This is a genomic window from Pantoea sp. X85 (assembly GCF_029623675.1).
Lineage (GTDB): Bacteria > Pseudomonadota > Gammaproteobacteria > Enterobacterales > Enterobacteriaceae > Pantoea > Pantoea leporis.
The window spans coordinates 3,112,539-3,137,802 of record NZ_CP121108.1; the positions used below are offsets into that span (position 1 = coordinate 3,112,539).

Consider the following 25,264-nt stretch of genomic DNA (forward strand, 5'->3'; position numbering starts at 1 on the left):
TCCTTAAATGTGAGCTGCAGGCATGCTAGCGAAGTATCAAAACGGAAGAAAGGCCAGATATGAAAACGGCAGGCCTTTTGGCCTGCCGTGAGAGCGACGCCGCAGCATCGCTTGCAAAATAGGTGGAGCCTAACTCAACGTTGCGCCCGATGTTTGATAACGTTGCAAAGCAAACGATTATCGGTGAGGTGGACGACAGGCTCCGTTTGGTGCGTCATTCGGTTTTTATGAGCTCAGCCGCTGAAGCGGGGCAATCATAAACAGGTGAATGAGCCACGTAGGGATTATAGCAAGTATCGTGCCAATAAACTTATCCCAACTGCTTACGCGCGTTGCGGAAGATACGCATCCACGGGCTGTCTTCGCCCCACTCTGCCGGATGCCAGGAGTTGCTCACGGTACGGAACACACGCTCTGGGTGCGGCATCATAATGGTGACGCGTCCGCTCTCGTTGGTTACCGCAGTGATGCCGTTAGGCGATCCGTTCGGGTTAGCCGGATAGCTTTCTGTCACTTTGCCGAAGTTATCGACGAAGCGCAGCGCCACCAAACCTTTGCTCTCCAGCTCCGCCAGATGCGCGGCGTTACGCACTTCAACCTGTCCTTCACCGTGAGATACCGCGATTGGCATCTGGATCCCACCATCCCCTGCAGCAGCAGAGACGGGCTTTGGGTCACTTTCACAAGGCTGAAACGCGCTTCGAAACGCGGTCGGACTGGTTACGCACAAAGCGCGGCCAGGCTTCACTACCCGGGATCAGCTCACGCAGGTTCGACATCATCTGGCAGCCGTTACAGACGCCCAGCGCCAGGGTCTGCGGACGGTGGAAGAAGGTTTTCGAACTCGTCGCGAACGCGGTCGTTGAAGAGAATGGATTTCGCCCAGCCTTCGCCCGCGCCCAGGACGTCACCGTATGAGAAGCCGCGCGCACGCCACCAGCGCCTGGAAATCGGCCAGACCCGTACGCCCAGCCAGCAGGTCACTCATGTGTACGTCGATGGCATCAAAGCCCGCACGGTGGAAGGCAGCCGCCATCTCAACGTGGGAGTTAACGCCCTGCTCGCGCAGAACGGCGACTTTCGGACGCGCCCCCCTGGCAATATACGGCGCAGCGATGTCTTCGTTGATGTCGAACGAGAGCTTCACGTTCAGGCCCGGATCATTCGTCGTTGGCTTTCGCCTCGTGCTCCTGATCGGCGCATGCCGGGTTGTCACGCAGACGCTGCATCTGCCAGGTGGTCTCTGCCCACCACATGCGCAGCGTGGAGCGGCTTTCGGCAAAGACGGCCTGACCGTTGGCTTCGATGACAAAGCGATCTCCGGTCACCGCTTTACCCAGATAATGTACGCAGTCGCCCAGACCGTGCTGCGCCAGCAGCGCTTCCACGGCTCGCGTTCGGCTGCAGGCACCTGAATCACGGCACCCAGCTCTTCGTTAAACAGCGCCGCCAGACGATCGTCGCCCAGGCTGGCAATGTTGGCTTCTACGCCACAGTGGCCGGTAAAGGCCATCTCCGCCAGCGTCACCAGCAGACCACCATCAGAACGGTCGTGGTAAGCCAGCAGTTTTGCGTTGGGCAACCAGCGCCTGAATGGCGTCGTAGAAGCCCTTCAGCTGCGCCACGTCGCGCACGTCGGCAGCCTTGTCCCCAGCTGGCGATAAACCTGCGCCAGCGCGGTGGCGCCCAGTGCGTTGTGGCCTTTACCGAGATCCATCAGCAGCAATGCGTTGTCTTCGGTAGAGAGTTGCGGGGTAATGGTATGACGAACATCTTCCACGCGGGCGAAGGCGGTGATCACCAGCGACAGCGGCGACGTCATCTCGCGCTGCTCGCTGCCTTTCCTGCCAGCGGGTTTTCATCGACATGGAGTCTTTACCCACCGGAATGGTCAGGCCCAGCGCCGGACACAACTCTTCACCTACCGCTTTAACCGCTTCGTACAGCCCCGCGTCTTCGCCCGGGTGACCCGCTGCGGCCATCCAGTTGGCAGAGAGCTTGATGCGTTTGATGTCGCCAATGGGGTAGCGGCGATGTTGGTCAGCGCTTCACCTACGGCCAGACGGGCAGAGGCCGCGAAGTCCAGCAGGGCAACCGGGGGAGCGTTCGCCAAGCGCCATCGCTTCACCATAGTAACTGTCGAGACTGGCGGTGGTCACGCGCAGTTCGCGACCGGAACCTGCCACGGGCCAACCATCTGGTCGCGAGCCACCATGCCGGTTACGCTGCGGTCACCGATAGTAACGAGGAAGGTTTTTTCTGCCACAGCCGGCAGATGCAGAACGCGATTTACCGCCTCGCAACGCCGTCACACCTTGCAGGTCGAGGCTTTCGCCGTTCGCTTTGCTGGCTGGCAACATCACGCGTCATCTTCGGTGTTTTGCCCAGCAGTACGTCGAGAGGCATGTCGATTGGCTTGTTGTCGAAATGGCTGTCGGCGAGGTTCAGATGCAGCTCTTCGGTGGCTTCACCGATGACCGCATAAGGCGCGCGTTCACGCTGACACAGCTCGTCAAACAGCGCCAGTTTCTCCGGCGCGACCGCCAGCACATAACGTTCCTGCGACTCGTTACACCATACTTCCAGCGGGCTCATGCCTGGCTCATCGCTGAGGATGTCGCGCAGGTTGAAGTTACCGCCACGATTACCGTCGCTCACCAGTTCTGGCATGGCGTTCGAAAGACCGCCCGCGCCGACGTCGTGGATGAACAGAATCGGGTTGGCTTCGCCCAGCTGCCAGCAGCGGTCGATCACTTCCTGGCAACGACGTTCCATCTCTGGGTTGTCGCGCTGTACTGACGCAAAGTCGAGATCGGCATCCGATTGGCCTGATGCCATTGACGATGCCGCGCCGCCGCCCAGACCGATGTTCATAGCCGGGCCACCCAGCACGATCAGCCTGGCGCCGACCACGATCTCGCCTTTCTGCACGTGATCGGCACGGATATTACCGATGCCGCCCGCCAGCATGATGGGCTTGTGATAGCCGCGCAGCTCCACGCCATTGTGGCTGTTGACGCGCTCTTCGTAGGTACGGAAGTAGCCGTTGAGGGCTGGACGACCAAATTCGTTGTTGAACGCCGCGCCGCCCAATGGACCTTCGGTCATGATATCCAACGCGGTGACGATGCGATCCGGCTTACCGAAATCCTCTTCCCACGGCTGTTCAAAGCCCGGAATACGCAGGTTCGATACCGAGAAACCGACCAGACCGGCTTTGGGCTTCGCGCCACGTCCGGTTGCGCCTTCGTCACGAATTTCGCCACCGGAACCGGTCGCGGCACCCGGCCATGGTGAAATGGCGGTTGGGTGGTTATGGGTTTCGACTTTCATCAGGATATGTGCGGCTTCCTGATGGAATTCATATTCGCCCTTCTGCGCATCGGCGTAGAAGCGGCCAACCTCAGAACCTTCCATTACCGCAGCGTTGTCTTTATAGGCAGACAGCACGTGCTCAGGATTGTGTTCAAAGGTGTTCTTGATCATTTTAAACAGCGACTTCGGCTGCTTTTCGCCGTCGATAATCCAGTCGGCATTGAAGATCTTGTGACGACAGTGCTCGGAGTTTGCCTGCGCAAACATGTAGAGCTCGATGTCGTTTGGATTGCGGCCCAGCTTAGTAAAGGCATCAAGCAGGTAATCGATCTCATCATCAGCCAGCGCCAGGCCCAGCGTGGTGTTGGCCTGCTCCAGCGCGCTGCGGCCAGCGCCCAGCACGTCAACGCTTTTCAGCGGCTGCGGCTGATGGTGAGCAAACAGCTGCTGCGCATCGTTGAGATCAGCGAACACCGTTTCAATCATGCGGTCATGCAACAGGCTCGCCAGCTGCTGCCACTGTGCTTCCGTCAGCTCAGGTGCCTGCACATAGAAGGCCATACCGCGCTCAAGACGCAAGACCTGTGGCAGATCGCAGTTATGGGCGATGTCGGTGGCTTTCGATGACCACGGTGAAATGGTACCGGGACGCGGCGTTACCAGCAACAGACGCCCTTGTGGCGCGTGTTCGGCGAGAGAAGGACCGTATTTCAGCAGGCGTTGCAGGCGGGCTTGCTCATCCGCGCTGAGCGGTGCACTAACATCGGCAAAATGGACGTACTCGGCGTAAATATCACTCACCGGAAGGTGAGCGTCCTGAAAGCGGGTCAGCAGTTTGTTTACACGAAATGCCGACAGAGCGGGCGAACCACGCAGAATTTCCATCATTAAAGATCTCTCGTCTTTGAAGTGCCGGGCGACGCTTCATTGGGCGCAACAGGGGAAAACGGGCGGTATTATAGAGAAACAGCTCGGGTTACGAAACCGTTTGCGCATAAATTCTGGCGCCTGGCGTTTGGCTGAATTTTGCACAATTCTTGCTATAAAAGTTGCCCTGCCCCTTTTTGTTGCGCAAAATGCCCCTCGCTCTGGGAGTTAAAACAACATAAATACTGCCTTTAAAAGACAGAGGCCTGTGAGCCATTACGAGACAACTATTTGAAACGCCTAAAAATAAACTATCTGTTTATCGGTCTGATCACCGTGCTACTTGCGCTAGCATTGTGGCCTTCAATCCCGTGGTACGGGGGCGGAACAGACGCGCTATCACAGATCAAATCACGCGGAGTGCTGCGCATCAGTACCGTTAACTCTCCGCTGACTTACTACACCATTAACAATGCACCAGCCGGTATGGATTACGAGCTGGCGAAGCGCTTCGCCGATTACCTTGGCGTGAAACTGGAAGTTGAGGTGCGTCCTAATCTCGGCGATCTGTTTGACGACCTCGATGACGGTAAAGCGGATTTGCTGGCGGCCGGCTTGATCTACAACAGCGAGCGCCTCGCGCACTACCAAAGTGGCCCGAGCTACTATTCGGTGTCGCAGCAGCTGGTGTACCGCATTGATAAGCCTCGCCCGAAGAATCTCGGCGATCTCAAAGGCCGCCTGATTGTGCAGTCCGGTTCGGCATATCTGTCAACTTTACGTTCCGCCAAAGCTGACAGCTATCCCGATCTCGACTGGGCGATCTCCACCGATCAGGGCCAGAAAGCGCTGCTTGAAGCGGTTGCTGACGGAAAACTCGATTACACGGTGGGCGATTCGGTCACCATCGGCCTGCTGCAGCGCATTCATCCGCAGCTGGCGGTGGCGTTTGATGTGACCGACGAAGAGCCGGTCACCTGGTATTTACCACGTAACGAAGACGACAGCTTGAGTGCGGCGATGCTCGACTTCTACAGCCAGATGGGCGAGGAAGGCACGATGGCGCGGCTGGAAGAGAAGTATCTCGGCCACGTTGGCACCTTTGATTACGTTGATACCCGCACCTTCCTGCGCGCCATTGATAACACGCTGCCGGATATCAAACCGCTGTTTGAGAAATATTCCGCCAGCATGGATTGGCGTTTACTGGCGGCAATCTCTTATCAGGAGTCGCACTGGAATCCGCAGGCCACATCGCCAACCGGCGTGCGCGGCATGATGATGTTGACGCGTAATACCGCCGACAGCCTTGACGTTAACGATCGCCTCGATCCCGAACAGAGCATTCGCGGCGGCAGCGAATATCTCAAGCGCATGATGGAGAAAGTCCCGGAAACGATTCCTGAAGATGAACGTATCTGGTTCGCGCTGGCGGCATATAACATGGGCTACGCGCACATGCTGGACGTACGCAAGCTGACGGCGAAACAGGGCGGCAATCCCGACAGCTGGGCCGACGTGAAGCTGCGTTTGCCGATGTTGAGCCAGAAGCGCTATTACATGCAAACCACCTACGGCTACGCGCGCGGCCACGAAGCTTATAACTACGTGGAGAATATCCGTAAATATCAGATCAGTTTGGTGGGATATTTGCAGGAACAGGAGAAGCGTTTAGCGCAGCAGTCGGCACTGGAAGCGGAGTTAGGCGCCGGTTATCCGGCGGTCGAACCGAAAATTGCGATGAATTAACCGGTGCGCTGCGCCTGACGCAGCGCCTTCTTCTGCTCGCGACGCATGCGGAAAAAGTCACTCAGCATCCCGGCACACTCTTCCGCCAGCACACCGCAATCAATCTGAATTTGATGATTCATGCCGGGATGACCAATCACATCCAGCAGTGAACCGGCCGCGCCGGTTTTCTCATCTTTAGCGCCGTACACCAGCCGCGTGATGCGGCCGTGCACCATCGCACCGGCGCACATCACGCAGGGTTCCAGCGTGACATACAGCGTGGTATCCAGCAGACGATAGTTTTCCAGTACTTTGCCTCCCTGACGCAGCGCCATGATCTCGGCATGTGCGGTAGGATCGTGCTGGCCAATCGGCCGGTTCCAGCCCTCGCCAATCACCTTGTCGCCCTGCACCAGCACCGCACCAACCGGCACTTCGCCCTGCTCCCACGCGCGCTTCGCCAGTTCCAGCGCATAACGCATCCAATATTCATCAGTTTGTGGGTTCACCGGGCAACTCCTGCGGGCAATAAAGGCGGCGCATTATAGCGATGCTGCGGCTGGAATCGAAGCGTTATTCCAGCTGTTGCAGCTCACCGCGCGGCGTGACGCGCCAGCGGTGCTGACAGAAGAACAGCAGCGGGTTGTCCTGTTTGCTGTCGCTGTAGCCGCTATACAGTTGCAGCGGCGTGCCGATTTTCTCCTCCAGCTGTGCCACCTTTTCATGGCCGAGGCAGCGCATCGACAGCAAACGCCCGCCGCGGCCCGGTTTCATCTGGCTGGCAATCAGCTGTACGCGCGGTAGGAAGGCCGAGTCGAAATAGACTTGCTCCACCAGCGACTGCGGCGAACCGGTAATCAGCCAGACATCGGCATCGCTGCTGCTGAGATAGTCGGTGAGTCGCTGCTGCACCACCGGAAACGCAGTAACACGCTGGCGGAACCACTCAGCGAATTCCGCCTCACGCTGGCGCAGTCGTGTTTCGCTGTGGCCAAAGGTAATCGCCCACAGCAATAAGCTCATTGGCCAGCGTGCGGCGCGCCCTTTGATCAGCATGCCAAGACCAATCACCGGTAACAGCGGCACCACCAGCAGCAGATTGATCGGCTGACGTCGCAGCAGATAGCGCATAAAGGTGCCAAACATGTCTTGCTGATGCAGCGTGCCATCGAGATCGAAAAACACCACGCGTCGTTGTGTACCCTTTGTCAAACAGCACTCCTTCTCTATCCTTCGTGGTTTCTGCACTACAGTGTAGCCAGCTTCGGCGTTCAGGGCGAAAGCTGCTATTTTTAATTCCAGTGACTACAATGCCATTTGAATAGTTTATTCTTCGCGTTTACGCGCTGTTTGCGGATAAAGGAATTAAGGATCGAACCATGAGTTCATTGCTGCGCATTCGTCAGCTCTACCCTCGACTGGCGCTAAATGAGCGTCGGCTGGCGGATTTTTTGCTGTCGCAGCCGGATCGTGCACGGCATCTCAGTTCACAAAAACTCGCTGAGGAATCGGGCGTTAGCCAGTCCAGCGTGGTGAAGTTTGCCCAGAAGCTGGGCTACAAAGGGTTTCCAGCGCTGAAGCTGGCGCTGAGCGAATCGATGGCCGATCGCGATGCGATTACCGTGCATAACCATATTCTCAGCGACGATCCGCTGAAAGTGGTCGGCGAAAAGCTGCTGACCGAAAAGATCTCGGCGATCCGCGCCACGCTGGACATCAATAGCGAAGAGAAGCTGCTGCAAACCTTGCAGCTGCTGAAAAATGCCAATCGTATTTTGCTGGTTGGCATCGGCGCGTCCGGTTTAGTGGCGAAAGATTTTTCGTGGAAGCTGATGAAGATCGGCATCAATGCGGTGGCGGAGCAGGATATGCACGCTTTGCTCGCCAGCGTGCAAGCGATGGCGCCGGGCGATGTGCTGCTGGCGATTTCCTATACTGGCGAACGTCGCGAAATCAATCTGGCGGCGCAGGAAGCGGCGCAGGTCGGTGCCGATGTGCTGGCCTTTACCGGCTTTACGCCGAATGCTCTGCAGCAGTGCGCCACGGTTTGCCTCTACACCGTGGCGGAAGAGCAGAGCACGCGCAGTGCGGCGATCTCGTCGACCAGCGCGCAGCTGGCGTTGACCGATCTGCTGTTTATGGCGCTGGTACAAAACGATCCTGAACGCGCCTCCAGCCACATTCGCCACAGCGAAGCGTTGGTGAAAAAGCTGGTCTGATGAGATCAGGCGCGTATAATACCCGCGCCTTTTCTGCTGTTATTGGACTTCTGCTATGGCCTTGCTCATCACCACCAAATGCATCAATTGCGATATGTGCGAACCTGAATGCCCAAACCAGGCAATCAGCTTAGGTGACGCGATCTATGAAATTGATGTCGACCGCTGCACCGAGTGCGTGGGCCATTATGATGTGCCGACCTGCCAAAGCGTCTGTCCGATTGATAACACCATCATTACCGATCCACAGCACCCGGAAAGCCGCGAGGCGCTGTGGGAGAAGTTCGTGGTGTTGCACCCTTAGTTCTCGATAATCACCGTTGCGCAGGCGTAATGGCGTTCATCCGCTAACGTCACATGCACATGCTTCACGCCGAGCTGGCTGGCAATCACCCTGGCCTGCTCAAAGAAACGTAATCCCGGTTTGCCCAGCGCATCGTTATACACTTCGAACTGATTGAAGGCCAGGCCACCGCGAATGCCGGTGCCAAACGCTTTCGCTGCCGCCTCTTTCACCGCAAAACGCTTAGCCAGAAAGCGCACCGGTTGCTGGTGCGCCTGATATTGCTGCCACTCGGCTTCGCTTAATACGCGACGCGCCAGACGGTCGCCGGAGCGCTCAATGACGCCAGCAATGCGCTCGATCTCTACGATATCGCTGCCGAGCCCGAGAATCGCCATTAGCGACGCGCTTCCCGCATCAGCTGCTTCATTTCGCTGACCGCATCGGCCAAACCGCTGAACAGCGCGCGACCAATAATCGCATGGCCAATATTCAGCTCGTGCATTTCCGGCAATTCAGCAATCGGCTGCACATTGTGGTAAGTCAAACCGTGGCCGGCATTGACTTTCAGGCCCAGGCTGGCGGCGAAAGTCGCGGCTTTGCGGATGCGCGACAGCTCAGCCTGGCGCGCGAGACCTTCGGGCGCTTCGGCATAGGCACCGGTGTGAATTTCGATATAAGGCGCGCCGCTGGCAACCGCCGCTTCAATCTGGCGGTGATCGGCATCGATAAACAGTGACACCAGAATGCCGGCGTCGCTTAACAGGCGCACCGCAGCATTGATTTTATCCTGCTGACCCGCCACATCCAGCCCGCCTTCGGTGGTCACTTCCTGACGCTTTTCCGGCACCAGACAAACGAAGTGCGGCTTGATTTCACAGGCAATGTCGATCATCTCGTCCGTTACCGCCATCTCCAGATTCATGCGCGTCTGGATGGTGTCACGCAAAATGCGTACATCGCGATCGGTGATGTGACGGCGATCCTCACGCAGATGCACGGTAATGCCGTCAGCGCCGGCCTGCTCAGCAACAAACGCGGCCTGCACCGGATCGGGATAGTTTGTACCACGTGCGTTACGTACGGTGGCAATGTGGTCAATGTTGACGCCTAACAGCAACTCAGCCATGACAATCCTTAAATGTGTTCAGTGTGTTTGCAGTGTACCGCGCTGAATATATCAGGCGGTACGACCAGCGCTAGTCGTTTGCCACATCGGGTTTCTTTTTTGGCACAAACTGGCGAAATAGTTCCTGACTCTTCAGCGGTTTGCCGCCAAGATAGGGCTTCAGCGCCATGCGCGTAAAGCGTTTAGCGGCGCGCAGGGTATCAGCATCGGGAAATTCGCGCTCCCACAACGCACGCAGCTGGCGGCCGGTAAAGCTGCGTTGATTGACCACCAAACTGGCAATAAAACCCTTCTCTTCGCGGTAGCTGTAGGTCATGCCATCGGCCACCTCTTCGCCGCTGCCGGCACAGTGCAGAAAATCCACGCCGTAACCGAGATGCCCGAGCAGCGCCAGCTCAAAGCGGCGCAGCGCCGGTTCAGGCGAGCCGTTGCCTGCCGCCAGCGTTTGGATGCAATTCAGGTAATCAAAGAACATATCAGAGAAGGGAATTTGCTGCTCCAGCACGCGCGACAGCAGCTCGTTGACGTAGAGCCCACAATAGAGCGTAATGCCGCTGAGCGGCAATGCCAGCGAAACGGCTTCGGCATTGCGCAGCGTTTTGACATCACCGCGTCCACCCCAGCGCACCAGCAGTGGCGTAAAGGGTTGCAGTGCACCTTTTAGTTGGGAGCGGCGCGAGCGGGCGCCTTTGGCAAGGACGCGGACGCGCCCTTCGCTTTCGCTGAACAGATCGAGGAGTAGGCTGGTTTCGCTGTAAGGGCGACTATGCAGCACAAAGGCGCGTTGCCAGCCTTCCATTACTTAACCTTCGTCAGAGTAACCTAAGCTGCGCAGCGCACGTTCATCGTCCGCCCAGCCCGATTTCACTTTAACCCACAGTTCGAGATGCACTTTCGCTTCAAACATCTCTTCCATGTCTTTACGCGATTCAATGCCGATGGTTTTGATCTTGGCGCCTTTATTACCGATGACCATTTTCTTCTGGCCTTCGCGCTCAACAAGGATCAGGCCATTGATGTCGTAGCCGCCGCGATCGTTCGAAACAAACTGCTCAATTTCTACGGTAACGGAGTAAGGCAGTTCTGCACCCAGGAAGCGCATTAACTTTTCACGGATGATCTCAGACGCCATAAAGCGCTGCGAGCGGTCGGTGACATAATCTTCCGGGAAATGATGCTCAGATTTTGGCAGGCATTTGCGCGCAATCGCCGCAATCGCGTCGACATTTTTGCCGCTTTCCGCTGAGATAGGGACGATTTCAAGGAAGTTCATCTGCTGGCTAAGGAACTGCAGATGCGGTAACAGAATGCTCTTGTCCTGGATGTTGTCGACTTTATTGATCGCCAATACCACCGGAACTTTGTTATCACGCAGCTTGTTGAGCACCATCTCGTCGTCTGGTGTCCAGCGCGTGCCTTCAACCACAAAGATCACCAGCTCAACGTCACCAATGGAGCTGCTGGCGGCACGGTTCATCAGGCGGTTGATCGCCCGTTTCTCTTCCATGTGCAGCCCTGGCGTATCCACGTAGATCGCCTGATAAGCGCCTTCGGTGTGGATGCCCATAATACGGTGACGCGTGGTTTGCGGCTTGCGTGACGTGATCGACACTTTCTGCCCCAGCAACTGGTTCAGCAAAGTGGATTTACCGACGTTTGGTCGGCCTACAATCGCGACAAAGCCGCTATATGTTTCGAGTTCGCTCATTCGAGTCCTGACTTGGGCAGCGCCGCTTTCGACGCTGCAATGTGACTATTTATTCGAGGCCAAGCTTAATTAACGCCTGTTCGGCGGCTGCTTGCTCGGCTTTACGGCGGCTGGAGCCAATGCCCACCACCGGTTCTGCCATGCCACTCACCTGACAGTGAATGGTGAATTCCTGATCGTGGGCTTCGCCACGCACCTGTACCACCAAATACGACGGCAGCGGCAGATGACGTCCCTGCAAATACTCCTGCAGGCGCGTTTTCGGATCTTTTTGTTTATCGCCCGGACTGATCTGTTCCAGTCGTGAGTGATACCAGTCGAGAATTAACTTTTCGACGGTTTGAATGCTGCTATCGAGGAAGATGCCGCCAATTAAGGCTTCAACGGTATCCGCGAGGATCGATTCACGACGGAAACCGCCGCTTTTCAGCTCGCCCGGACCGAGGCGTAAACATTCGCCAAGGTCGAACTCTCGCGCCATCTCTGCCAGCGTATTGCCGCGCACCAGCGTGGCACGCATACGGCTCATGTCGCCTTCATCCACACGCGGGAAGCGGTGATAGAGCGCATTGGCAATCACGTAGCTGAGAATAGAATCGCCAAGAAATTCAAGACGTTCATTGTGTTTGCTACTGGCGCTACGATGCGTCAGTGCCTGTTGCAATAAATCCGGATGAGTAAAAGTGTAGCCCAGTTTGCGCTGCAGCTTGTTAATGACGATGGGGTTCATGCTATTCCAGTTGTTCTGTGCGCCTATCACTGCATACGAAACAGGGCTGAGGTTCCAACCTGGTCTGTTTCGTGTGCACTGGCCTCCCGAAAGAGAGGCCAACCTTTTTTGAAACTAATTAGTGAATCCCACCAATGCGGCTAAAGCGCACGCCGGTCGGCCACTGTCCTTCTTGTTTCTCGAAGCTCATCCAGATGGCCACCGCTTTGCCGACCAGATTCTTCTCGGGCACAAAGCCCCAGTAGCGGCTGTCGGCGCTGTTATCGCGGTTATCACCCATCATGAAATATTGCCCTTGCGGCACAATCCAGGTCGATTGCGGCTGGCCCGGCTGCTGATAATACATGCTTGCCTGACTTTGCGCTTCGTTTACCAGCAAGATATCGTGCGTTACGTTGCCCAATGTCTCTTTGCGGGTGCCGAGACGCAGGCCGCCCTTCATGGTTTCGCCCTGTGGCGCCTGGAAGAAGCCGTTGCCGGTTTCATTGCCATCAAAGCCGCTGAAGGTTTGAATGAAGTTGCTTGGCTCAACGTTAGTGTAAGTCACTGGCAGCGCCGTGTCGCAACTGCCGCTGCTGCAACCCGGATTGATGGTCAGGGTTTTGCTGTAAGGATCAAACACCACTTTATCACCCGGCAAGCCAATCACGCGCTTGATGTAGTCCACGCTGGGATCTTTCGGGTATTTGAATACCGCGACATCACCGCGCTGCGGATGGCCAGTTGGAATCAGCGTGGTTTGGGTAATCGGATCTTTAATACCGTAAGCAAACTTCTCCACGAGGATGAAGTCGCCAATCAGCAGCGTTGGCATCATTGAGCCCGATGGAATCTGGAACGGCTCAAAAATAAACGAACGCACGATCAACACCACCGCCAGCACCGGGAACACCGATGCGGTGGTTTCAACCCAACCCGGCTGCGCGGCTACTTTCGCCAGCGTTTTACTGTCGAGTGCGTTGCCGGCCTGCGCTTGCGCGGCAGCCTGCTTCGCACGACGCGCCGGTGCCCATTTAAAGCGATCGATACACCAGATAACGCCAGTGATCAGCGTTGCGATCACTAAAACCAGGGCGAACATGTTAGCCATTAAAAATCCTTATTTGCTGTCTTTACCGACATGCAGAATGGCAAGGAATGCTTCCTGCGGCAGCTCAACGTTGCCGACCTGCTTCATTCGCTTCTTACCGTCTTTCTGCTTCTGCAACAGTTTCTTCTTACGGCTCACGTCACCGCCATAGCATTTCGCCAGGACGTTTTTACGCAGCTGTTTTACCGTTGAGCGAGCGATAATGTGGTTGCCGATTGCCGCCTGAATCGCAATATCGAACTGCTGACGTGGGATCAGATCTTTCATCTTCTCCACCAGGTCGCGGCCACGATATTGTGAGTTATCACGGTGAGTAATCAGCGCCAGCGCATCAACACGTTCTGAGTTAATCATCACGTCGACACGCACCATGTCAGAGGTCTGGAAACGTTTGAAGTTGTAATCCAGCGAAGCATAACCGCGCGAGGTTGATTTCAGACGGTCGAAGAAGTCAAGAACCACTTCCGCCATCGGAATCTCATACGTCAGCGCAACCTGCTTGCCGTGGTAAACCATGTTGGTTTGCACGCCACGTTTTTCAATACACAGCGTAATGACGTTGCCGAGGAACTCCTGCGGCAGAAGCATGTGACACTCAGCAATCGGCTCACGCAGCTCGGCAATATTATTCAGCGGTGGCAGCTTCGACGGGCTATCAACATAGATAGTTTCACCGTCGGTGGTTTCCACTTCATACACTACGGTTGGTGCAGTGGTGATCAGATCCAGATCGTATTCACGCTCCAGACGTTCCTGAATGATCTCCATGTGCAGCAGACCAAGGAAGCCGATGCGGAAACCGAAGCCCAGCGCCGTTGAGCTCTCTGGCTCGTAGAACAGTGACGCATCGTTCAGGCTCAATTTGCCCAGCGCATCACGGAACGCTTCATAGTCGTCAGAACTGATTGGGAACAGACCGGCGTAAACCTGTGGCTTCACTTTCTTGAAGCCAGGTAACACTTTCTCCGCCGGATTGCGCTGCAAGGTTAGCGTATCGCCCACCGGTGCGCCGAGGATGTCTTTAATCGCACACACCAGCCAGCCTACTTCACCGCAGTTCAGCTCGTTGCGATCAACACGCTTCGGCGTGAAGATGCCGAGACGGTCAGCGTTGTAGCTTTGACCGGAGCTCATGACTTTAACTTTGTCGCCTTTACGCAGCGTGCCGTTCTTAATACGAATCAGCGATACTACGCCAAGGTAGTTATCGAACCAGGAATCGATGATCAGCGCCTGCAGCGGGCCTTCCGGATCGCCTTCTGGCGGCGGGATGTCACGCACCAGACGTTCCAGCACGTCGGGCACGCCGACGCCGGTTTTCGCCGAGCAACGCACCGCATCGGTGGCGTCAATGCCGACGATATCTTCAATCTCTTCCGCTACGCGTTCTGGATCGGCGGCAGGCAGGTCGATTTTGTTCAGTACCGGTACCACTTCCAGATCCATTTCCATTGCGGTGTAGCAGTTTGCCAGCGTCTGAGCTTCAACGCCCTGCCCTGCATCGACCACCAGCAATGCTCCTTCACACGCCGCCAGCGAGCGGGAAACTTCATAGGAGAAGTCAACGTGACCAGGAGTATCGATAAAATTGAGCTGGTAAGTTTCACCGTCCTGCGCTTTGTAATCGAGCGTCACGCTCTGCGCTTTAATGGTAATGCCGCGCTCGCGTTCCAGATCCATGGAATCCAGAACCTGCGCCGCCATCTCACGATCGCTCAGGCCACCACAAATTTGAATCAAACGGTCAGAGAGCGTTGATTTGCCGTGGTCAATGTGAGCGATGATGGAGAAATTTCGTATGTGCTTCATTTATATGAATATCTTCACGTAGAAAATCAGTGGGAAACTTGAGCACGAACACATTCAGGAAAGTGAGCTTAACCCGGAACCCTGTCGGCCTCATTAATGACGACGCATATTACACTGTTAACGCCGCGCGTTAAAGAATGGAACTGTGGGGAATCGCAACAGATTTCAGCGGTTAAGCTGATTGGGAAAGGCCGCATCAAACGCGGCCTGGACGGGGATCAAGCTTCGCTTTCCACGCGCAACGCATCAGGCGGTAACGCAACGCTGAGAATCACCGGCTGGAAAGCCTGGCGATCGCCGAAGAGTTTGGATACCCCTTTCGCCACGATAAAGCCGCCAATGCCGCCCAACAGCGCGCCACAGGCCGCTGCCAGATCGCTGGCGAACAGCATCTGGAAGATGCCAGCCACTAAAAACAGGCCAAACAGCGGCGTCATGTAAACCAGCAAGGCAGAACCCAGCAGGCTGCTTTCGCGAATGCCTAACTCAATGCGCTGGCCGGGTTGTAACGGCTCCGCACTGGCGATAGTCATCACGTGGGCATTTTTCGGCCCCAGCTGATTAAGCGCATGGCTGCCGCAGCCTTTACGCGCCGAGCAGCTGTTACAAGACGTTTTCGCTTCCGTGTGCAGAGTGGCAATGCCTTCTTTCCACGCCACCACGGTGGCCCATTCTTTCATCATTTTGGTGAACCCGAATCTATGCTGTCCGCAATACGTTTGGCAGTGGCTGGCGGTAACTCGCCCACCACCGTGATTTCGTTATTATTGCGCACTTCTGTCTGCACCGTGCGACGTCCAGTGCGCAATGCCTGCACGCTGCTGCTTTTATCTGCTGGCGTAACATTAATGGCAAAGCTAAACAGGCCATCGCTGTACAGGCGCGATTCGACAGTTTTGTTCATCGACGGAATATCGCGGCGACTTTGTGAGATCAGTTTCATGCCCGCCGGAAGCCAGTTTGGCTGCCAGCTGAGTTCCACTTTGTCACCAGCAGGTAACGACAGCGATGGCGGCAAGTTAGCCTTTTCCAGCCCTTGCATCAGATTGCGTACGCCTTCATCGACGGCAAAGCTGATGACGCGGAACTGTTCCAGCGTTTCACCGTCCCGATCGAGCAGATCGATGCGCAGCGGCAATTTAGTGTCCACATCCAGCCACACGACATAGCTGTAACGCGTGCCATCACGTGACACGATGCGCACCACTTCGCACATCTGATCGGCCATGCGCGAACGGCCCACCGGAATGAAATCGTAGGCCTCACCCAAACGGGAGAAGTCGGCAAACATCAAACCAGGTAACGCATCGATGATGTGATTGCCCGGCAGCGAGAAGGGATCTAATCCCGGCTCGAAATAGCTGATGTCGTTTCCGCGCTGAATCACTTCACGGCGCGGCCCGTCCATCTGCAACAGTTGGGCGAAGATACGATTGTCGATAACCGCGTGGCGATAACGCAGAGATTCAATGCCAAGACGCGAGACATTGATGTAGGCAAATTCGTAGTTGAGGTTCTGGCTTGCCTGCTCCATCTGTTGCAACAACGCCCCGGACGCAGAGGTCTGCGCCGAGGCGATAGATGAGCAAAACAGGCTGCCTGCCAGCAGGCTAACGGCACACCAAAGCTGCTTCATTACTGCTGCTGAGTTCCTAACGACTGATTTCCGGGAACATTAGCCTGAGCCTGTTGCGGATCGTTTTTCTCAAACTGAACCTGATCGGCATGCAGACGACGTTGCAGTTCATAATCCTGCAGCATGGCATTCACGCGGCGACGCTGTTCCTGCACCTGCTGATTAGAGCTGTTGGTGTCGAAGGCTTCAGAAGGCACACCTAAGCTGACCGGAGACGCTTTACCCATCATCGGCAAGGTATTGAATGCCGGTGAATCGGACGCTTCAGTCGCGCTGCCAGTTGGAGAGCTGTTGTAGTGCTGAACACCGACAATCACCGCCAGTGAGACGCACGCAGCAACACCAACTTGCGTCAGCTGTGCCGCCCAACTGCCACCACGACGCCAGAACGGCATCTTCTCGTAGCGTGACGGTTCAGGCTGCGCTTCAGGGATCAGCGGAGTGACTTTGCGTGCCGGCTCGTTTTCGATGGCCGCCGCCACACGTGCGGAGATATCAAAATGCAGCACTTCTCCGATATCACCGCGTAAGGTGTCGCGAATGAGATGGTAGCCTTCCCAGCTGTGCTGAAGATCCGCATCCTTCGACAACGATGCCAACAGCTCGTTATCTAAAGTTTCACCATCCATTAAAGCGGAAAGTTTTTCTTTCTGCATGCCTTGGTACCCTTCCAGTAGCCGTTATCACTGACGTTGGATAAGCGGTTGAACTTTATTATCAATAGCCTCTCGAGCACGGAAGATACGCGAACGTACGGTACCGACCGGACAATCCATGATGACGGCAATCTCTTCGTAACTCAGACCATCCAATTCCCTGAGGGTGATGGCCATACGAAGATCTTCGGGAAGCGCCTCAATGGTACGAAAGACGATTTGTTTCAGTTCTTCAGACAACATTAAGTTCTCAGGGTTCGAAATTTCTTTCAGTGCACCCGCACTTTCGAAATTTTCCGCATCGATAGCATCCACATCACTGGATGGCGGACGTCGCCCCTGAGCAACCAGATAATTTTTCGCTGTGTTTACCGCGATGCGGTACAGCCATGTATAAAAGGCGCTGTCGCCACGGAACGATTCCAGTGCGCGATACGCTTTAATAAAAGATTCCTGAACCACATCAGGCACATCGCCTGACGGAACATAGCGTGAAACCAGGCTCGCCACTTTATGCTGGTATCGAATCACCAGTAAATTAAAGGACTTTTGATCTCCCTTCTGAACCCGCTCAACGAGAACCTGATCCGTTAACTGCTCGCTCATCCGAGGTAATATCTCCCCAAAACTTTTTTATGCGTAAGTGAACTGCCAGCACATCTCATTATTCTGAGCAAGCATGCGCTTAGAGTGGCCCTTTGGCCCGAAGTTCACTACGACCAGAATTTTCCGTATCGGAACCACGACATCATTGTTGTTGATTGTCTTTCAGTGTAGCGACTTGCCACGCTGGTGGTGTCTTTTGCGGCACCGATAATCGCTGGCAGAGTACCTTATGACGCCGTCATTTTCACCTTTATTCCCTGAATTTTCAGAGTGTTTGATATAAAAAACACATTGTGCTCAATTTCAGAGTTAACTCACTGAATACACGCTACTATCTCTACCCGCTGAATAATTTTTCCGCGCAGTTGGTTCAAAATACTTCACAGCACCCCCATCACGGCTTATGCTCAAGCCACCTTTTGTTTAGTAAATTAAACATCATGACTTCTCTCCCGGAATATCAGTGTGATGTCCTCATCGTCGGCAGCGGTGCGGCAGGTTTATCGTTAGCGCTGCGCTTAGCGCCGCATTATCAGGTTACCGTGCTGAGTAAAGCGCAGGTGAATGAGGGCTCAACGCTGTATGCGCAGGGCGGGATTGCGGCGGTGTTTGATGAAACGGACAGCATCGAATCACACGTTGAAGACACGCTGGTTGCGGGTGCCGGCTTGTGCGACCGCGATACGGTGAGCTTTATCGCCAGCAACGCGCGTCACTGCGTGCAGTGGCTGATTGATAACGGCGTTGCCTTCGATAAAGAGCCGCAGGCTGAGGGTGAAGCGCGTTACCACCTCACGCGCGAAGGTGGGCACAGCCATCGCCGCATTCTGCACAGCGCCGATGCCACTGGCCGCGCGGTGGAAACCACGCTGGTAAGCCAGGCGCTGAGCCATCCCAACATCCGCATTATTGAACGCACCAATGCGGTGGATTTGATCCTTTCCGATAAGCTTGGCCTGCCCGGCAAGCGCCGCGTAGTTGGCGCGTGGATCTGGAACCGTAAACGTGAACAGGTGGAAACCTGCCGCGCGCGCGCCGTGGTGTTAGCCACCGGCGGCGCAGCGAAAGTCTATCAGTACACCACCAATCCGGACGTAGCGTCTGGCGATGGCATTGCGATGGCGTGGCGCGCCGGTTGCCGCGTAGCGAACCTCGAATTTAATCAATTCCATCCCACCTGTTTATTCCATCCACAAGCGCAAAACTTCCTGCTGACTGAAGCGCTGCGCGGTGAAGGTGCCTGGCTGTTGCGTCCTGACGGCACTCGCTTTATGCCTGACTTTGATGAGCGTGCCGAGCTGGCACCGCGCGATATTGTGGCGCGCGCCATTGACCATGAGATGAAACGGCTGGGCGTCGATTGCATGTATCTCGACATTAGCCACCAGCCGGAAAGCTTTGTGCGCGCGCACTTCCCGATGATTTACGAAAAATTGCTGACCTTTGGCCTCGATCTCACTAAACAGCCGATTCCGATTGTGCCAGCCGCGCATTACACTTGCGGCGGCGTGATGGTCGATCAGCAAGGCCGTACAGATGTTGACGGACTGTATGCGATTGGCGAAGTGAGTTACACCGGCTTACATGGCGCAAACCGCATGGCGTCCAACTCCCTGCTCGAGTGCCTGGTTTACGGTTGGTCTGCGGCTGAAGATATGATCGCCCGCTTGCCGGACATCGCGGCGGTAGAACATCTGCCCGCGTGGGATGAAAGCCGCGTTGATGATGCCGATGAGCGCGTAGTAATCCAGCATAACTGGCATGAACTGCGATTATTCATGTGGGATTACATGGGAATTGTGCGTACTACCAAGCGTCTGGAGCGCGCACTGCGGCGCATTAATTTGCTGCAACAGGAGATTGACGAGTACTACGCGCACTTCCGCCTCTCTAACAATCTGCTCGAGCTGCGCAATCTGGTGCAGGTCGCCGAACTGATGGTGCGCTGTGCGCTGGAGCGCAAGGAGAGCCGAGGGTTACACTTTACCCTCGACAATCCCGATCTGCTGGATGAAGCGTTACCGACCATCCTGCAGCCCGAAGCTAGCGGAACAGGTAAAAGTCTTTCACCAGGCTGAGCCAGTCGGCTGAATAGCTTTTATCTTCATCACGAATGGCGAGACGTTCCAGCAAGGTTTCGCCGGCGGAGGGAGAAAAACCTAACACCACGCGATTCGGCGGGCGCTGCGCATAGGCGGCGACATCGTAGCGATAACGCAAATGCCAGCCATCCGCCAGCGCCAGTGAAATCAATGCTTCGCCAGCTTCAGCCGGCAGCACCACGCAAAATAGCCCTTCTTCTTCAATCAACTGGGCGGCACAACGCAGCAGCGTCAGATGGTCGAGCGTGGCGGTGCTGCGCGCGGTATCGCGCGCGACACTGCCGCTTGCCATACCGGGCGCGAAAAAAGGTGGATTACTGACGATGAGCGAGAAGCGTTTTTCACACTGTTCGCTCCAGCTGACAATATCCTGATGGTGGACGTGGATGCGATCCGCCCACGGCGAAGCCTGCATATTTTCCTGCGCCTGCTGCGCTGCGCTGGCTTCCAGTTCGACGGCATCAATCTCTACCGAATTGGGCGTACGTTGCGCCAGCATCAGCGCAATCAAGCCACTGCCGCAGCCAATATCGAGGATGCGACGCGCGCCAGCTACTGGCGCCCAGGCCCCGATTAACACGCCATCGGTGCCGACTTTCATCGCACAGCGATCGTGCGCCACGAAAAATTGCTTAAAGGTAAAACCGTCTTTTCTTAACGTCGGCCGCGCGTGCGGCTGGTCCTGAGACATACTTCACTACCATTGAATTTTTTACTGCCGGAAGTGTAACGTGGTGGCGATGGGAATTCACCTGCGCCGGTAATACCTACACAAACAGATGAAGATTATATTCGTTCTGTCTATAATCAGCGCCCCAAACTGAGGTAGACCATGACCGTAACCACATTCTCCGAACTCGAACTCGACGAAAGCCTGCTACAAGCTTTGCAGGAAAAAGGCTTCACTCGCCCTACTGTTATTCAGGCCGAGACCATTCCTGCCGCGCTGGAAGGCCGTGACGTTCTGGGTTCGGCTCCAACCGGGACGGGGAAAACTGCAGCGTTTTTGCTGCCCGCTTTACAGCATTTGCTCGATTTCCCGCGCAAGAAATCAGGCCCACCACGCATTCTGATCATCACCCCAACGCGCGAACTGGCGATGCAGGTTGCCGATCACGCGCGCGAGCTGGCTAAACACACGCATCTGGATATCGCCACCATCACCGGGGGCGTGGCGTATATGAACCATGCCGAAGTGTTCAGTGAAAACCAGGACATTGTCGTCGCGACCACCGGCCGTTTGCTGCAGTACATCAAAGAAGAGAACTTTGACTGCCGCGCCGTAGAAACGCTGATTCTCGATGAAGCTGACCGCATGCTCGATATGGGCTTTGCGCAGGACATCGAGACCATCGCCGCAGAAACCCGCTGGCGCAAACAGACGCTGCTGTTCTCGGCGACGCTGGAAGGTGATCACATCAAAGACTTCGCCGAGCGTTTGCTCAACGAGCCTGTGTTTATTGAGGCCGACCCAAGCAAAAGCGAACGCAAAAAAATCCAGCAATGGTATTACCGCGCCGATAATTTAGAGCATAAGAACAAGCTGCTGATTCACCTGTTGAAACAGCCAGATGCCACGCGCGTCATTGTGTTTGTGCGCAAACGTGAGCGCCTGCATGAGCTGGTTACCTGGCTTCATGAAGCGGGCATCCGCACCAGCTACCTCGAAGGCGAAATGGTGCAGGTCAACCGTAACGAAGCCATCAAGCGTATGAATGATGGCCGCGTAAAGGTGATGATTGCCACCGACGTTGCTGCGCGCGGTATCGACATCGACGATATCTCGCACGTGATTAACTACGATTTGCCGCGCACCGCAGATACCTATCTGCACCGCATCGGCCGCACCGCGCGTGCGGGCCGTAAAGGTACCGCGATCTCGCTGGTTGAAGCGCACGATCACGTGCTGCTGGGCAAAATCACCCGTTACATCAACGAGCCGTTAAAAGCGCGTGTGATTGATGAGCTGCGTCCAGAAAGCCGTGCGCCAAGTGCTAAAGTGACGGGAAAACCGTCGAAAAAAGCACTTGCGAAGCGTCAAGAGCGTAAAGAGAAAGAACAAGAGAAACCGCGCGTCAAGCAACGTCATCGCGATACCAAAAATGTGGGTAAACGCCGCAAACCAAGCGGTAGCGATGCACCAAAGTCTGGTGCGGAATAAAACAGCACTCGCTGTAATTAATCGCCTCTTTTGAGGCGATTTTTTTGTTTTAAGCGTAGCGAAAACGCGCTTTCGCTATCATCCGCCCTGAAGAACCGTTCTTTTAAACTCGCCAGATAAAAAAAGCCGCGCCAATCAACATTGGCGCGGCTTGTATTGCTGTGTGTCTTTTCGTCAGCGCTGCAATTACAGGCTTTCGGTGAATGTACGTGTAATCACGTCACGCTGCTGCTCTGGCGTCAGCGCGTTAAAGCGCACGGCATAGCCAGATACGCGAATGGTCAACTGCGGATATTTTTCCGGATGATTGACGGCATCTTCCAGCGTTTCGCGGCGCAGCACGTTAACGTTCAGGTGCTGACCACCTTCGATGCGCACCTGCGGTTTCTGCTCAAGTGGAATTTCACGGTAAGCGATTTCGCCGAGATCGCTGATAGCAACAACCTGATCTTCTGCGAAATCCCCTTTGGCGCACAGGCAGCGCGCTTCGGCTTTATCATCGTCCAGCAGCCAGAATGAGTTCAACAGCTGTGGATTATTTGCCTGAGTAATTTGAATACCGGTAATCATAGTAGGTCTCCAGGGCTTTACGCTGTCGCAACTGGGCAGCGAGGTTCATAAGGTTTTGGAATGCTGTGGTATATCACTGCAGGAAATGCGCCGTTTTGACCTGTATCAATTTCGTCCAGTCACGATTACACGCTGAAAACCTAACAAATTGATTCATAACAACTTCGCCAATTAAAATTTTACGTAAATATTCAAATTATTTTTATCCTTCTGCTGTTGAGTCCGACACGTTAAGCTAGGCGCACTATTTTGCAGGGAGTCAACGATGGCTGAGAAGCTGACCTGGCACGACGTGCTGGCTGAAGAGAAAGAGAAACCTTACTTCGTGGAAACGCTGAAAGCGGTGGCCAATGAACGCGCTGCCGGCGTAACGGTGTATCCGCCGCAGAAGGATGTGTTTAATGCCTTTCGGCTGACCGAACTGGGCGATATCAAAGTGGTGATTTTGGGGCAGGATCCCTATCACGGCCCGAATCAGGCGCATGGTCTGGCTTTTTCCGTTCTGCCCGGCGTGGCGATCCCGCCGTCATTACTGAATATGTACAAAGAGCTGGAGCAGGATATGCCTGGCTTTGTGCGTCCTACGCACGGTTTTCTTGAAAGCTGGGCAACACAAGGCGTGATGCTGTTGAACACCGTGTTAACAGTGGAAGCCAGTAAGGCGCATTCGCACGCGCGCTTTGGCTGGGAAACCTTTACCGATAACGTCATCAGCGCCATCAATCAGCATCGCGAAGGGGTAATTTTCTTGCTGTGGGGTTCGCATGCGCAGAAGAAAGGCAGCATCATTGATACGCAACGTCATCATGTATTGAAAGCGCCGCACCCTTCTCCGCTCTCCGCGCATCGTGGCTTTTTTGGCAGTAAACACTTCTCGCAGGCAAACGCGCTGCTCAGTCAATCGGGCCAGTCACCGATTGACTGGATGCCGGTGTTGCCTTAATAAACAAACGGCCGCATTAAGCGGCCGTTGTTATTACAGCGACAGATTAGCCTTTGGCTTTGGTCACTGCCACCATCGCCGGACGCAGCAGGCGACCATTAAGGGTGTAACCGCGCTGCATCACCATCAGCACGTGATTTGGCGCCATATCTTCTGATTCCATCATCGACATCGCCTGATGGATCTCTGGATTGAATGGCACATTGGTTTCGCCCACCACTTCCACGCCAAACTTACGCACCGCGCCCAGCAGCGACTTCAGCGTCAGCTCGATACCTTCGATCATCGAAGCCAGTTCAGCGTTCTCTTTGTCTGCCACTTCCAGCGCGCGCTCCAGGCTATCGATCACGGGCAGCAGCTCGTTGGCAAATTTCTCCAGCGCAAATTTATGCGCCTTTTCCACGTCCATTTCAGTACGGCGACGAATATTTTCGATCTCCGCCTGCGCACGCAGCTGTGCATCACGCACGCCGGTTTGCGACACGGCTAACTCGGCTTCCAGTTGCGCGATACGCTCATCACGCGGATCCACCTCAGCGGTTGTCTCTGCGTCCACGTGATGCTGATCCTGTTGAATTTCGTCTGAGACTTGCTCGTTTGGGGTGTTCTGTTCTTTACTACTCATGAATTTCTCCGCGTTTTGCACATTCATCTCGCTGGTTGGCTTATTATGGGGATCAGTTTGACGGTTTCAAGTAAACCCATCACATTGCCTGGCCGTTTTGGCTTATAAGGAACTCGCGCTAAATGAACAAACACTTTAACTGCATCGGGATTGTCGGCCATCCGCGCCATCCTACTGCGTTAACCACCCATGAAATGCTCTGGCGCTGGCTAACGGCAAAGGGTTATGAGGTGATTGTCGAGCAGCAGATTGCGCGCGAACTGGATTTGAAAAATGCCCAAACCGGCAGCCTTGCGGATATTGGTCAACGCGCTGATTTAGCTGTGGTGGTTGGTGGCGATGGCAACATGCTTGGTGCTGCCCGTGTGCTGGCGCGCTATGACATCAAAGTGATTGGCATCAACCGTGGCAACCTCGGTTTTCTCACCGATCTCGATCCGGACAATGCGCAACAGCAGCTGGACGATGTGCTGCAGGGCGATTACTTCGTCGAGAGCCGCTTCTTGCTGGAGGCGCAGGTGTGCAAAGAAGCGTGCTCGCCGCGCATTGGTAGCGCCATTAATGAAGTGGTGCTGCATCCCGGTAAAGTTGCACATATGATTGAATTTGAAGTCTATATTGATGAGGTGTTTGCCTTTTCACAGCGTTCCGATGGTTTGATTATCTCCACACCGACCGGCTCCACCGCCTATTCGCTTTCGGCGGGCGGCCCTATTCTGACGCCGTCGCTGGATGCGATTACGCTGGTGCCCATGTTCCCGCATACGCTTTCTGCGCGTCCGCTGGTCATCAACAGCAGCAGCACCATCCGCCTGCGTTTTTCTTCCCTGCGCAGCGATCTCGAGATCAGTTGCGACAGCCAGATTGCCTTGCCAATTCAGGAAGGTGAAGATGTCCTGATCCGCCGTAGCGCCAATCATCTCAATCTTATCCATCCTAAAAATTACAACTATTTTAATACCTTAAGTTCAAAGTTGGGCTGGTCTAAAAAATTGTTCTGAAAATCAGCGCTGACTACTTTACTGTATAAAAAACCAGGATATACTGTACGTAAAACCATATCTGTTTTTACATACAGGTGATT

At 55.1% G+C, this 25,264-nt stretch carries 23 protein-coding genes and 1 pseudogene; 7 read left to right on the forward strand and 17 right to left on the reverse strand.

Annotated elements, in window-relative coordinates:
• Nucleotides 1-310: 310 nt before the first annotated feature.
• Nucleotides 311-4,203, reverse strand: a pseudogene (gene purL / locus P6287_RS14525) (phosphoribosylformylglycinamidine synthase).
• A 270-nt stretch (nucleotides 4,204-4,473) separates the two neighbouring features.
• On the opposite strand from purL, the gene mltF reads away from it, so the two are divergent.
• Nucleotides 4,474-5,931, forward strand: coding sequence for a membrane-bound lytic murein transglycosylase MltF (gene mltF, locus P6287_RS14530; RefSeq protein ID WP_222233815.1), 1,458 nt, complete (start codon nucleotides 4,474-4,476; stop codon nucleotides 5,929-5,931).
• Here the strand turns inward: mltF and tadA are convergent.
• Together tadA and yfhb are read right to left on the reverse strand one after the other, a co-directional pair.
• Nucleotides 5,928-6,422, reverse strand: coding sequence for a tRNA adenosine(34) deaminase TadA (gene tadA / locus P6287_RS14535; protein ID WP_192411380.1), 495 nt, complete (start codon nucleotides 6,420-6,422; stop codon nucleotides 5,928-5,930). The two genes, mltF and tadA, sit on opposite strands and share 4 nt — an antisense overlap.
• A gap of 64 nt (nucleotides 6,423-6,486) precedes the next feature.
• Nucleotides 6,487-7,125 carry a phosphatidylglycerophosphatase C gene (gene yfhb, locus P6287_RS14540; RefSeq protein WP_277973971.1) on the reverse strand — a complete coding sequence of 213 codons (639 nt, stop codon included), beginning with the start codon at nucleotides 7,123-7,125 and terminating at the stop codon, nucleotides 6,487-6,489.
• Between the two features lie 167 nt (nucleotides 7,126-7,292).
• Here yfhb and P6287_RS14545 point away from each other — a divergent pair, with 167 nt between their 5' ends.
• On the forward strand, nucleotides 7,293-8,132 hold the full coding sequence (locus P6287_RS14545) for a MurR/RpiR family transcriptional regulator (protein WP_101763462.1): 840 nt from the start codon (nucleotides 7,293-7,295) through the stop codon (nucleotides 8,130-8,132).
• Between the two features lie 55 nt (nucleotides 8,133-8,187).
• Nucleotides 8,188-8,436: a YfhL family 4Fe-4S dicluster ferredoxin gene (locus tag P6287_RS14550; RefSeq protein ID WP_101763461.1), complete on the forward strand. Its 249-nt coding sequence runs from the start codon at nucleotides 8,188-8,190 to the stop codon at nucleotides 8,434-8,436.
• Here P6287_RS14550 and acpS read toward each other — a convergent pair.
• The 11 genes from acpS to rpoE all read right to left on the reverse strand — a co-directional run bounded on the left by acpS (nucleotide 8,433) and on the right by rpoE (nucleotide 17,779).
• Nucleotides 8,433-8,813, reverse strand: a complete 381-nt coding sequence (gene acpS, locus P6287_RS14555; protein WP_101763460.1) for a holo-ACP synthase — start codon at nucleotides 8,811-8,813, stop codon at nucleotides 8,433-8,435. The two genes, P6287_RS14550 and acpS, sit on opposite strands and share 4 nt — an antisense overlap.
• Nucleotides 8,813-9,544, reverse strand: a complete 732-nt coding sequence (pdxJ, locus tag P6287_RS14560) for a pyridoxine 5'-phosphate synthase (protein WP_007886179.1) — start codon at nucleotides 9,542-9,544, stop codon at nucleotides 8,813-8,815. Before pdxJ ends, acpS begins: the two co-directional genes overlap by 1 nt.
• Before the next feature lie 70 nt (nucleotides 9,545-9,614).
• Nucleotides 9,615-10,343, reverse strand: a complete 729-nt coding sequence (recO, locus tag P6287_RS14565) for a DNA repair protein RecO (RefSeq protein ID WP_008101510.1) — start codon at nucleotides 10,341-10,343, stop codon at nucleotides 9,615-9,617.
• A gap of 3 nt (nucleotides 10,344-10,346) precedes the next feature.
• The gene (gene era, locus P6287_RS14570; RefSeq protein WP_008101512.1) at nucleotides 10,347-11,252 is read right to left on the reverse strand and encodes a GTPase Era; all 906 of its coding nucleotides are present in this window, start codon (nucleotides 11,250-11,252) and stop codon (nucleotides 10,347-10,349) included.
• Nucleotides 11,253-11,301: 49 nt separating this feature from the next.
• Nucleotides 11,302-11,982 (reverse strand): ribonuclease III, encoded by a 681-nt coding sequence (gene rnc / locus P6287_RS14575; protein WP_036620136.1) that lies wholly within the window; start codon nucleotides 11,980-11,982, stop codon nucleotides 11,302-11,304.
• A 118-nt stretch (nucleotides 11,983-12,100) separates the two neighbouring features.
• Nucleotides 12,101-13,072, reverse strand: coding sequence for a signal peptidase I (gene lepB, locus P6287_RS14580; RefSeq protein ID WP_101763459.1), 972 nt, complete (start codon nucleotides 13,070-13,072; stop codon nucleotides 12,101-12,103).
• A 9-nt stretch (nucleotides 13,073-13,081) separates the two neighbouring features.
• Nucleotides 13,082-14,881: a translation elongation factor 4 gene (gene lepA / locus P6287_RS14585; RefSeq protein ID WP_101763458.1), complete on the reverse strand. Its 1,800-nt coding sequence runs from the start codon at nucleotides 14,879-14,881 to the stop codon at nucleotides 13,082-13,084.
• A 218-nt stretch (nucleotides 14,882-15,099) separates the two neighbouring features.
• The gene (gene rseC, locus P6287_RS14590) at nucleotides 15,100-15,564 is read right to left on the reverse strand and encodes a SoxR-reducing system protein RseC (protein ID WP_217548987.1); all 465 of its coding nucleotides are present in this window, start codon (nucleotides 15,562-15,564) and stop codon (nucleotides 15,100-15,102) included.
• Nucleotides 15,561-16,517, reverse strand: a complete 957-nt coding sequence (gene rseB, locus P6287_RS14595; RefSeq protein ID WP_110868278.1) for a sigma-E factor regulatory protein RseB — start codon at nucleotides 16,515-16,517, stop codon at nucleotides 15,561-15,563. The genes rseC and rseB overlap by 4 nt, the downstream gene beginning before the upstream one ends.
• Entirely contained in the window at nucleotides 16,517-17,173 is a 657-nt protein-coding gene (gene rseA, locus P6287_RS14600) for an anti-sigma-E factor RseA (RefSeq protein WP_277973972.1), read from the reverse strand. Before rseA ends, rseB begins: the two co-directional genes overlap by 1 nt.
• A 27-nt stretch (nucleotides 17,174-17,200) precedes the next feature.
• Nucleotides 17,201-17,779: an RNA polymerase sigma factor RpoE gene (gene rpoE / locus P6287_RS14605; protein ID WP_007886161.1), complete on the reverse strand. Its 579-nt coding sequence runs from the start codon at nucleotides 17,777-17,779 to the stop codon at nucleotides 17,201-17,203.
• A 440-nt stretch (nucleotides 17,780-18,219) separates the two neighbouring features.
• On the opposite strand from rpoE, the gene nadB reads away from it, so the two are divergent.
• Nucleotides 18,220-19,857, forward strand: coding sequence for an L-aspartate oxidase (nadB, locus tag P6287_RS14610; RefSeq protein ID WP_101763455.1), 1,638 nt, complete (start codon nucleotides 18,220-18,222; stop codon nucleotides 19,855-19,857).
• Here nadB and P6287_RS14615 read toward each other — a convergent pair.
• A complete protein-coding gene (locus P6287_RS14615) occupies nucleotides 19,823-20,572 on the reverse strand; it encodes a tRNA1(Val) (adenine(37)-N6)-methyltransferase (protein ID WP_277973973.1) in 750 nt (249 codons plus the stop codon). The two genes, nadB and P6287_RS14615, sit on opposite strands and share 35 nt — an antisense overlap.
• Nucleotides 20,573-20,713: 141 nt before the next feature.
• Between P6287_RS14615 and srmB the strand changes: the two genes are divergently transcribed.
• A complete protein-coding gene (gene srmB / locus P6287_RS14620; protein ID WP_101763453.1) occupies nucleotides 20,714-22,042 on the forward strand; it encodes an ATP-dependent RNA helicase SrmB in 1,329 nt (442 codons plus the stop codon).
• Nucleotides 22,043-22,228: 186 nt separating this feature from the next.
• Here the strand turns inward: srmB and grcA are convergent, their stop codons facing one another.
• Nucleotides 22,229-22,612 (reverse strand): autonomous glycyl radical cofactor GrcA, encoded by a 384-nt coding sequence (gene grcA / locus P6287_RS14625; protein WP_008101535.1) that lies wholly within the window; start codon nucleotides 22,610-22,612, stop codon nucleotides 22,229-22,231.
• Nucleotides 22,613-22,877: 265 nt separating this feature from the next.
• On the opposite strand from grcA, the gene ung reads away from it, so the two are divergent.
• Nucleotides 22,878-23,555, forward strand: coding sequence for a uracil-DNA glycosylase (gene ung / locus P6287_RS14630; protein WP_008101537.1), 678 nt, complete (start codon nucleotides 22,878-22,880; stop codon nucleotides 23,553-23,555).
• 46 nt (nucleotides 23,556-23,601) lie between these two features.
• Here ung and grpE read toward each other — a convergent pair whose 3' ends face one another.
• Nucleotides 23,602-24,180, reverse strand: coding sequence for a nucleotide exchange factor GrpE (grpE, locus tag P6287_RS14635; protein ID WP_277973974.1), 579 nt, complete (start codon nucleotides 24,178-24,180; stop codon nucleotides 23,602-23,604).
• A 122-nt stretch (nucleotides 24,181-24,302) separates the two neighbouring features.
• Between grpE and nadK the strand changes: the two genes are divergently transcribed.
• Nucleotides 24,303-25,181: an NAD(+) kinase gene (nadK, locus tag P6287_RS14640; protein ID WP_061718023.1), complete on the forward strand. Its 879-nt coding sequence runs from the start codon at nucleotides 24,303-24,305 to the stop codon at nucleotides 25,179-25,181.
• The last annotated feature ends 83 nt before the right edge of the window (nucleotides 25,182-25,264 follow it).